The 10,511-nt window shown below is 28.1% G+C and carries 7 protein-coding genes; 6 read left to right on the forward strand and 1 reads right to left on the reverse strand.

Annotation, left to right across the window (positions count from 1 at the left end):
- Positions 1-50: 50 nt before the first annotated feature.
- From metK to RI76_RS00740, 4 genes are all read left to right on the forward strand, one after another.
- Entirely contained in the window at positions 51-1,196 is a 1,146-nt protein-coding gene (gene metK, locus RI76_RS00725; RefSeq protein WP_017192213.1) for a methionine adenosyltransferase, read from the forward strand.
- A gap of 71 nt (positions 1,197-1,267) precedes the next feature.
- Positions 1,268-2,692: a proline--tRNA ligase gene (gene proS, locus RI76_RS00730; protein ID WP_017192214.1), complete on the forward strand. Its 1,425-nt coding sequence runs from the start codon at positions 1,268-1,270 to the stop codon at positions 2,690-2,692.
- A gap of 236 nt (positions 2,693-2,928) precedes the next feature.
- Positions 2,929-4,212: a hemolysin family protein gene (locus RI76_RS00735; protein WP_017192216.1), complete on the forward strand. Its 1,284-nt coding sequence runs from the start codon at positions 2,929-2,931 to the stop codon at positions 4,210-4,212.
- 145 nt (positions 4,213-4,357) lie between these two features.
- Complete coding sequence (locus RI76_RS00740; protein WP_017192217.1) at positions 4,358-7,093, forward strand: cation-translocating P-type ATPase; 2,736 nt, start codon at positions 4,358-4,360, stop codon at positions 7,091-7,093.
- A 41-nt stretch (positions 7,094-7,134) separates the two neighbouring features.
- Here the strand turns inward: RI76_RS00740 and RI76_RS00745 are convergent, their stop codons facing one another.
- Positions 7,135-7,638: a hypothetical protein gene (locus RI76_RS00745; protein WP_017192218.1), complete on the reverse strand. Its 504-nt coding sequence runs from the start codon at positions 7,636-7,638 to the stop codon at positions 7,135-7,137.
- 502 nt (positions 7,639-8,140) lie between these two features.
- Here RI76_RS00745 and RI76_RS02770 point away from each other — a divergent pair.
- Together RI76_RS02770 and RI76_RS02775 are read left to right on the forward strand one after the other, a co-directional pair.
- Complete coding sequence (locus RI76_RS02770; protein WP_161598583.1) at positions 8,141-8,539, forward strand: hypothetical protein; 399 nt, start codon at positions 8,141-8,143, stop codon at positions 8,537-8,539.
- Positions 8,539-10,371 (forward strand): AAA family ATPase, encoded by a 1,833-nt coding sequence (locus tag RI76_RS02775; protein ID WP_017192220.1) that lies wholly within the window; start codon positions 8,539-8,541, stop codon positions 10,369-10,371. Before RI76_RS02770 ends, RI76_RS02775 begins: the two co-directional genes overlap by 1 nt.
- The last annotated feature ends 140 nt before the right edge of the window (positions 10,372-10,511 follow it).

A 10,511-nucleotide genomic window follows, 5' to 3' on the forward strand; every position in this document is an offset into this window, starting at 1 on the left:
GTATAATATGTTTTTATTATTTTAAACAAAAAATTTTATGGAGAAAATAAATGAAAAAATTTAGTAGCGAAGCAGTAACTAAAGGTCATCCTGATAAAATAGCGGATCAAATTTCTGACGCTTTATTAGACGCTTATTTAAGCGAAGATCAAGAGGCTAAAGTGGCTATCGAAACAGTTGTTACTAGCCAAAAAGTTATCATTTTTGGCGAAATTCAAACTAGTTCTACATTAGCTCCTCAACAAGTAGAAAAGATTATTAAAAACACTGTTCAACAAATAGGATATGACAGAAAAAACGAAAATTTTTCTTATGATGAATTATCTATCGTTAATTTAACTCACGAACAATCAGAAGAAATAAATAAAGCAGTTTTAAATAAAGGCGCCGGAGATCAAGGTTTAATGTTTGGTTATGCCACCAACGAAACACTAACCTTTTTGCCTTTGAATTTCTTTTTAGCCAAAACTTTAGCTTTAAAATTGACAGAATTAAGAGAAAATCAAACTTTACCTTTTTTAAGGCCGGATGGTAAAACTCAAGTAACTATTTGTTATGATGAAAACAATAAACCTCTTTATGTAGAAGCCATTGTGGTTTCTTGTCAACACGAAAAAAATATTACTCAAGAAGAAATTAAAGAAGAGATTATAGAACATGTTATCAAACCAGTTATTGATCCTCAATTAATGCACGAAAAAACCAAGATTTTCGTCAATCCATCTGGTAGTTTCGTTAATGGCGGTCCTGATTCGGACGCTGGTTTAACAGGTAGAAAAATTATTCAAGACACTTATGGCGGGGAAGTTCATCATGGCGGCGGTTGTTTTAGCGGTAAAGATGCTTCTAAAGTAGACCGTAGTGGCGCTTATATGATGAGATATTTAGCTAAAAATATCGTTGCTGCTGGTGTTTGTGATAAATGTGAATTACAAATTTCTTACGCTATCGGAATAGAACAACCAGTAGGTTTATTTATTAATACCTTTAACACTAATAAAGTACCTGAATCATTAATTATCCAGACAATTCAACAAAATTTTGATTTAACTCCGCAAGGAATTATTAATCAATTAAAACTAAAACAACCCCTTTTTCAAATAACTGCTAGAGATGGACATTTTGGCAGACAAGATGATTTATTTGAATGGGAAAAAACCGATAAAATAGCTTTTTTTCAAAAATTATTAACATAAATGTTATGAAGTTATATAATATTAATATAAGCAAATGTTAATAAAATAATTATAAACAAGGATTCTAATTTATGAATGTTAAAAAATTAGTCAAAGAAGTATCTTTTCGTAATGAAAATTTTAGTCAATGGTACGCAGATGTTTGTTTGAAATCAGAATTGATTGATTATTCCGATGTCAAAGGTTTTTTTATTTATTTGCCGTATGGTTATTATCTATGGGAAATGATTCAACAATTTATGAATCAAGAATTAAACAAAACTAACCATCAAAACGTGTATTTTCCTTTAGTATTTACAGAAAGTTTATTTCAAAAAGAACAGCAACATATTGAAGGATTCGCACCTGAATCAATGACTATCAGAAAAATAGGCGATAAAACTCTGCCAGAAAAATTAATTATTAGACCTACTTCTGAAGTGTTATTTTCTCAATATTATGCTAAAAAAATAGTTTCTTATCGCGATTTACCTAAATTATTTAATCAATGGTGCAGCGTTGTTCGTTGGGAAAAAACCAATAAACCTTTTTTAAGAAGTAAAGAATTTTTATGGCAAGAAGGGCATACAGTTCACGCTACAAAAGAAGAAGCTTTAAAAGAAAGCTTCGATATTTTACATTTATATAAAAAATTAGGTCAAGAATTGTTAGCCATCCCTTTTGTTTCTGGCAAAAAAACCGAAAAAGAGAAATTTAAAGGCGCGGAAGTTACATATTCTATTGAAGCTTTAATGTATGATGGACAAGCTTTACAAGCTGGAACTTCGCATTATTTAGGAACTAAATTTTCTGAAGCTTTTGAGATCACTTTTCAAGATGCTAATTTGCAAAAACAATTCGCTCATCAAACCTCTTGGGGCATTTCTTCTCGCTTAATAGGAGCTTTAATTATGGTTCACGGTGATGACGAAGGTTTAGTGATGCCGCCTTATATCGCTCCCGTACAAATCGTCATTGTACCTTTACAAATGAAAAACGAACAAGTAGCGAAAAAAGCGCACCTTTTATACCAACAATTAAGCACTTCTTATAGAGTGAAAATAGATTTACAAAATAAAAATATAGGTTGGAAATTTAGTAATCACGAACTTAAAGGCATACCTTTAAGAATAGAAATCAGTAAAAAAGAATTAGAAAATGGAGAATTAACTTTTTTTATCAGACACAATTCTACTAAAATAAAAGTGGCTGAAAAAGATTTATTAGAAGCAATACCTCTTCTATTAAAAAAAATTCACCAAGAAATGTATCAAAAAGCTTCTGATCATGTTACAAAGAATACTTATCAAGCTAAAACTTATGATGAATTTAAAGAACATCTGCAAAAAACAGGATATATTAAAATGAGTGTTTATGAAAATGAAGCTGAAGAAATTATTAAAAAAGAGACAGGCGCTACCGCTCGAGTTATTTTAGATGAACCTTTAATAACAGAAATTTGCCCTGTAACCAATAAAAAAGCTAACCAAACAGTTTTATTTGCTAGAGCTTATTAATAAATTAATTTATCCTAAGAAGATCCTTCTGAGGATAAATCACACATGCTTTGACATTTGTCATATTATATGTTAGAATAAAAATAGTTATTTCCTAAAAGTAAAAAAAGGGAAATAAAAGGGGATTTGATTACTTAGATATATGGAAAATGATGATTTAACAGAGAATTTAAATAATACTATTTATAGCCTATTTTTCGCTTGTGCGAAAAATAAGAAAGAGGTTATAAATTAAAGTGGACTATTTCAACGTTTATATAATGATTTTTGGATTAATTTTGTTGAATGCTTTTTTTGCTGCGGTCGAAATTTCGTTAGTAACTTTAAGCGAAAGTAAAATTAATTTAGAAATTAAAAATGGTTCTAAAAAAGCTTTAAAAATAAAAAAATTAAAAGAAACTCCTACTCATTTTTTATCTGTTATTCAGATAATGATTCATATTTTAACCTTTGTTCAAGGTTATCTTTTGAAAAATGATTTAGGAATTCATTTCACAATCGGTTTAGTTGTTGTTTCTATTGTTTTTGGGGAAATTACTCCAAAAAGAATAGCTTTAAACTTTCCTTTGAAAACAGCTTATTTTTTATTAGATCTGTTCAATATTTTTTGTTTCATAACTAAACCTATCGTTTGGTTATTGAACCAGATAAGCAATATTATTTTATATGCTTTAGGAATGGATCCACATAAAAAAAATGATGCTGTAGCTGAAGATGAATTGAGATATTTGCTAAACACTTCTTACCGTAAAGGTATTATCGATAGTAGCGAGAACAATATGATTCAAAACATTTTTGACTTTGATGAAACCAAAGTTTCGGATGTAATGCGTCATAGAAAAGAAATTATCGCTATTAAATCAGATGTTACTCGTGAAGAATTAACTGATTTGATTTGTTCGGAAAAATACACAAGATTCCCTGTTTATGAGGAAAGTATTGATAAAATAATCGGTATCGTTCACGTAAAAGATGTTTTTAAAGGGTTAATGAAAGTGGATAAAAACCATTTACAATTCAACATTAAAGATTTCCTTCGCAAAGCTTATTACGTAATGGAATTTAAAAACATTAGTGAATTATTTAAAGAAATGCAATTGAAACAAAACCATATTGCTATTGTAGTTGATGAATATGGCGGAACTGCTGGGATTGTCACTATTGAAGATGTAATTGAAGAAATTCTAGGTGATATAGAAGATGAATACGACAAACAGAACCAAGAAATTATCCAAATTTCTGAACACGAATATATCATCAAAGGAACTACTCACTTATACGATATAGAAGAAGAATTAAAAGCAGATTTACCTATTGATGATTACGAAACTTTAAGTGGTTTTATGTTAGGGAAATTTAAAAGAATTCCTGAAAATAACGAAAAAATTAAAATAATTTATAATAATTGGAAGTTTGATGGTTTAGCTCATGACGGTTTAGTTATTACTAAAATTAAAGTGTCTAAAATTGAACCAGTTCAACAAATAACTCAAAACTCTGAAGAACAACCAGAATTATAAAAAGTTTAATCTATTTTAAAAGAAGTTTTTTTAACTTCTTTTTTTGTGCGTTGATAATGATAAATTTTTTTATGCGTTAAAAACGATTAAATTAAAAAAATGACTATAAAATGAAAAAATACTATTAGAAAGTTTTTCCTCGTTGATGGAATCCTTATTTTACCAATTAAATCTCAAAAAATTAGAAAAAGCATTAAATACCGATTTTGCAAAAGGTTTAGATAATACTAAAGTTCAACAAAAGCGTTTAAAAGATGGTTTTAATCGTTTGCAAGAACCGGTTGCTGTTTCCTTTTGGAAAACATTTAGAAAACAATTTAATGATTTGTTTGTTTATCTTTTATTAATAGCATCTGCTATCTCTTTTGTAATGGGTTTTATTTCCCATCAAAAAGAAGAAATTTTGGAAGGTATTTTAATTTTAATCATTGTTTTAATTAATGCTTTTTTGAGCGTTATTTATGAAAATAAAACTCAAAAATCATTATTAATGGTTAAAAACAAAACCAAACCTTATAGTAAAGTTTTAAGAAATAACCAAAAACAATTGATTTCGCAAGAAGAGCTGGTCGTAGGAGATATAGTTTTTTTAGAAACCGGGGACATTGTTCCGGCTGATATCAGGTTAATCCAATCCAACCATTTAAAAATTAATGAATCAGTGTTAACAGGTGAAACTTTATCAGTTGCTAAAAAACATCAAGATAACGATCCACCTTTTAATTTATTTAATGCTTTTAACATAGTTTTCATGAGCACAGTCGTGGTGTATGGCAACGCCAAAGGAGTGGTTTTAGCTACAGGAATGAAGACTCAGATTGGTAAAATTACTCAATTTACCTTAATAAAAAAAACAACTAAAACTCCTTTAGAAAAAAATATTGCTCATCTATCTAAATTGTTGAGTGTTATTATCGCTTTTTTAATTATAATCAATTTTTCGTTAAACCTATTGAAACATTATTGGTTTGGCAAAAAAATCGATTTAACCGTTTTAAAACATTTTTTATTTTCTTCTATCGCTTTGGCGGTAGCAGTTATTCCGGAAGGTTTATTAGCTATTATCACCATTATTATGATTTTAGGAATTAAAAAATTAGCAAACCAAAAAGCTATCGTTAAAAATTTAAAAACTTTAGAAATCTTGGGAACTGTGAGTGTTATTTGTACAGATAAAACAGGCACTTTAACTTATAATAAAATGAATATTAAACATTTATATACATCGAACAAAGTTTTTTCGGTTAATAGCGCTTTACCTTTTCCCAAAGATGTTTTAAGATTGGTTCAATATGGTTGCTTATGTAATAATGCGAATACACAAAAAGACCAAAATAACAAGATCAATAATATTATCTCTGATCCTGTAGATCAATCTTTTATTGATTTAGCTCATTTATGGCAAATAGATGTTAATTTATTAAGAGAAGAAAATATACGCCTTAAAGAATTTCCTTTTGACGATAAATATAAATTAATGATTACTATTCATCGATTAAAAAGTCGTAAATATATCATTATTAAAGGAGCTGGAGAAATAATCTGTAATTTATCCAACTATGTAGATTGCCGAGGTGAAATGCAGGAAAAACAGTTAAATAATGAGCATCTGATAAACAATGAATTAACACGAATGACTCAAACAGGTTATAAAGTGTTAGGTGTGGCTTATGTTGATTTTTTTCAAGAAGAATGGTTGCAAGAAGATATCACTTTAGATGAATTATTGTCCCAATTGCAAAATAAAATCGTTTTTTTAGGTTTGGTTGCTATACAAGATCCTATTAGGCCAGAAATTTTTGCAGCTATTCAAGACTGTCGCAACGCTTCTATTATCCCTATTATGATCACAGGCGATCATTTATATACTGCCGAAAAGATAGCTAAAGAATTACAAATTTTAAAACATCCGCACGATTTAGCTATTAACGGAGATATGTTGGAACAAATGAGCGAAAGTGAAATGAATACTAAATTACCTTATATTAAAGTTTATGCTAGAACTAAACCAGAACAAAAATTAAAAATTGTGCAATATTGGCAGAAATTAGGTCATATTGTCGCTATGACAGGTGATGGAGTGAACGATGCTCCTAGCATCAAACAAGCTGATATTGGTATTTCTATGGGCGTAAATGGTACGGAAATCACTAAACAAACAGCTGATATCGTTTTAACAGATGATAATTTCAATACTATTAAAAACGCTATTGAAGAAGGAAGAAATATTTTTTTAAACATTAAAAAAAGTATTCTTTTTCTTTTAAGTTGTAATATGGGTGAAATAACTGTTATTTTATTAAATACTTGTTTGGGACATTTCTTTTTCACTTATGATTTTGTTATTCTTAGCGCTTTGCAAATTCTTTGGATTAATTTAGTCACCGATTCTTTAGTCGCTTTAGGGTTAGGTATGGAACCTAAAGAAAAAGAATTAATGAATCAAAAACCACGTAATATTAAAAAAGCCTTACTAACTCCTACTTTGTTTTATAAAATAGCTTTAGAAGGGTTCTTTTTAGGTTTATTAACTTTCTTAGCCGCTTGGATTGGTTATAAGTTGCATCCTCAGGAAGCAGCGAAATACGGACAAACTTTCGCCTTTTTTGCCTTATCTTTGTCGCAATTAGTACATGTTTTTAATTTAAGGCATTTACATAAATCGGTTTTTTCGCTTCAGACCAACTGGGCTTTAATTAAATTCTTTCTGATTAGTGTTTTTTTACAAATGATTATTCTATTCGTTCCTTTTTTAAAAGAAAACTTTCAATTAGCTGATTTATCGTGCAGAGACTTTCTCATCATTTTTATGTTATCGATGAGCCCTTTATTAGTGGTAGAGATAGCGAAAAAAGTTTTAAAAAGAAAGATTAATGATTAATAGATAAAAAAAATAGATGATGTAAAAATCATCTATTTTTTTTATAAAAGAGTGTCGGTTATTGGCTCTAACATAATTAAATAACAATTTTGGGCGGATTTAGTTAAATGGAGATAAAAATGAATACCTACGGAAAAACTATCTCTAAATTTGTAAAAACCAGGGTTAAATTTAATATATGTCCTAGCGAAATAAATTTTTTTATCGATTAAATCATCGATATTTTTAATAATTAATTTTTTCTCTAAAGTATTATATTTGATATTGCTCTCTTTATTGACTAAAACAAAATTTTTAACATATTGATCGGCTGTTTCGACAGCAGAAACACCTTTTAAATAATTTTTCCAAATTTTACTTTTGGGTAATTTATGAGAATTAATCATTTTTTGTGGATCAAAATCTAAGACAATTGGTTCTATAGAAATGTTTTTGTTAACAGGGATAAAAGATTTTATCATTTGGTTTTGATAAAATATCAAAATAGGTGTCCAAAATAAAATCCCTACCAATAAATTAATGAAGATGGTTTTTATTTTTAACATTTTTTAACCTTTAATGTGTATTTTTAAATAAACATCATTACGACAAGGGACAAAATATCAATAAAAACTGCTTTTTACTGATATCTAAAAAAAGTATCCCTAAAAATAATAAACTTTTTTAAAATCACGTCGTAAAAAAAATATTATTGTCTTTGATTTTACTCATTTTAACCATCTTTAAAACAAATAATCCCAAATTATTTTCAAAAGTGTGATATTATAAATTTTTAAGATAAAAATAAAATAATTTTCACAAAAACTTTCCTTTTTCCATTTTTATCAACTTATTTATTGATGCGCTCGTTTCTTTCTATTGTTTAAAACATTATAACATGGGAAAATAAATCATCAATATATCCTTAAATTGGTAATAAAAAGATTTTTTTGAGATAAAATAAATTTTGTAAAATTATTTATGTCAAATCATTTTCAAAAACCTGAAGAAAGGGATTTTTTCCAAATGAATAAAACTGTTAAAACATGTCTAATTTTGAGTATTTTAATGATAATGTCGATTTTTTGGATAAAAATAAATGCCAATTACGTTGCTGGTAGAGGTAAACCGAGAAATATAAACACAAATGATATTGGTGGAAATCCTGATCCCAACAAACCGACAATAGTTGATGCAAAAGAACAAGGAACTAGAGGAGAGAAAAAAGAAGGAAAAAACAAGAATAAAGGCAAAGTTCCTCAAAAAAGAGATCCAACAGGACAAGAACCTAAAAAAACAAAAAAAGAAGATAAACCTAAAAAAATCAAAGAAACATCCACTTCATTAAAACAAGATGCCCCAACCAACAATAACTCTTCTAACAATAACGATTCTAATAAAACTGATAAAGTTGGTAAAAACATTAACTTTTCTGATGTAGCAGGCATGGAAGAAGAAAAAAATTGATGAAAATCATTATTGATTTTTTAAAAAATCCTCAAAAATACGAAGATGCGGGAACTCACACACCTAAAGGAATTTTATTGTACGGTCCTCCGGGAACAGGTAAAACTTATTTAGCCAAAGCGGTCGCCGGAGAAGCTCAAGTCAATTTGAAAGCTGTTTCTGGTACAGAATTGTTGCCTCATTTCATTGGTGGTGGGGCTAAAAATATGGAAAAACTTTTTGAAGATTTAAAAAAGAATGCTCCTAGTATTTTATTTATCGATGAAATTGACACTTTCGGAGGAAAAAGAAATGATAACAATAACAAAGAAAAAGAATTGTTGATTGAACTTTTAACCCAAATGGACGGTTTTAAATCTAAATCTGATAAAGTTCCTGTGGTGGTTATTGCAGCTACCAACAGAAAAGAAATCTTAGATGAAGCTTTATTAAGGCCAGGAAGATTTGATTATTTAATTGAAGTAGGTTTACCTGATATTAACGCTCGCAAAGCAGTTTTAAAATTAAAAGCTAAAAATAAAAAACTCTTAGAAGAAATAGATTTACGTCAGTTAGCTGAAGAAACGCAAGGTCTAAATATGTCTCAATTAGATTCACTTTTAAATATAGCAGTTCTAATCCAAATAGAGAAAAACCTTCCTTCGATCAACCATCAAGTTATTGAAGAAGCAAAAGAAAATCTTTTATTAGGTTTATCTAAAACGACTAAAAAATATAATATAGATGAAAAAAGGATGGTTTCCTTGCATCAAGCGGGTAAAATATTAGTCAATGGCGTTTTACAAACCCATTGGATGAGTTCTTTGTCTAAAGTCCCTCATAATAACAATAAATTAATCGTGTTAACTAATAAAAATCAAAACGAAAATATCGCTAATAAAGAAAGATTGCTAAAAGAACTAACTGTTCTTTTAGCAGGTAAAGCTGGTGAAAATGTTGATGATGATTGGATTGATAAAACTCAAGAAGATTTAGAAGAAGCTCATGATAAGGCGGATGAAATATTGGCGATATTAAGGTATGACTTAGTTTCCTCCAAAGATAAAGAAGAAACTAAGAAAGAAATTTTAACTAAATGTTTTTTTGACGCCAAAGCGATTATTTCTTCTAACCGAACTTTATTCGACCGATTAACTCATGAATTACAAAATAACCCTTCTATAGACAAAGAAACGATAACTTCTCTTCTTTACAATCAAGAGTTAAAAAAATTAAATAACGATTCAACATCTAAAATAAATGTTGATTTTTACCAAGAAAAAGAAATGATAGTTTTGTTGATTTTTCTGTTGACTTTGATGGAAATAGGTTTTTTGGTTTATTTATGGATTAATCAAAAACAAAAATTATCCTTTAAACCTCAACAATGGAAAAATTTTTGCAATATCAAAACAGCAATAATGTTTATTGTCCTCCTTTTATGGTCTTTTTCTATTTGTTTTTACCACTACCGTAATATTAAAAGATCAGAAGTTGTCAAACCTTTATCCACTATTGCATTATTCGATAAAATCGAAAAACATCAAATGAAAAATATTGTAGTTATAACTGACAACAGTTTGTTGGATGGGCTGCATTATCAAGTTTTAACAGAAGATAAAATGGGCCATTTATTTGAAAACGAAATAAAACCAACTTTACATGCGCAAATGTTGAATAAAATTCATAATCATAAAATTAAAGATTTTCATTTTAAAGAAGCAAAAATTTTTAATTTATTGAATTTTTCCTTAAAAATGATTTTAACTATATCTTCTCTGATCTTTACTGTTTCTATTTTAACGAATATTAAAAAATTTCATCTTCAAAACAAGATGTTTCGTTCCGAATAAATATCTTAATTTCTGTCTTTTTCTAAATATTTTTAAAAAACAAAATAAAGATTATTTTTCGCACTTAAAACAAGTTCTTTTTCATCGGGACTTGTTTTTTTTTTTTTTTGTGTATAATAATTTTTAATAATTTAAAAAAT

Source organism: Milkweed yellows phytoplasma str. MW1 (genome assembly GCF_000309485.1).
In the GTDB taxonomy this organism is placed as follows: Bacteria; Bacillota_I; Bacilli_A; order Acholeplasmatales; family Acholeplasmataceae; genus Phytoplasma.

What these genes read in the sequence shown, in the direction of transcription:
- RI76_RS00740 (WP_017192217.1), top strand. Translation starts at nt 4,358, where the DNA reads ATGGAATCCTTATTTTACCAATTAAATCTCAAAAAATTAGAAAAAGCA.
- proS (WP_017192214.1), top strand. Translation starts at nt 1,268, where the DNA reads ATGAATGTTAAAAAATTAGTCAAAGAAGTATCTTTTCGTAATGAAAAT.
- RI76_RS02770 (WP_161598583.1), top strand. Translation starts at nt 8,141, where the DNA reads ATGATAATGTCGATTTTTTGGATAAAAATAAATGCCAATTACGTTGCT.
- metK (WP_017192213.1), top strand. Translation starts at nt 51, where the DNA reads ATGAAAAAATTTAGTAGCGAAGCAGTAACTAAAGGTCATCCTGATAAA.
- RI76_RS02775 (WP_017192220.1), top strand. Translation starts at nt 8,539, where the DNA reads ATGAAAATCATTATTGATTTTTTAAAAAATCCTCAAAAATACGAAGAT.
- RI76_RS00745 (WP_017192218.1), bottom strand. Translation starts at nt 7,638, where the DNA reads ATGTTAAAAATAAAAACCATCTTCATTAATTTATTGGTAGGGATTTTA.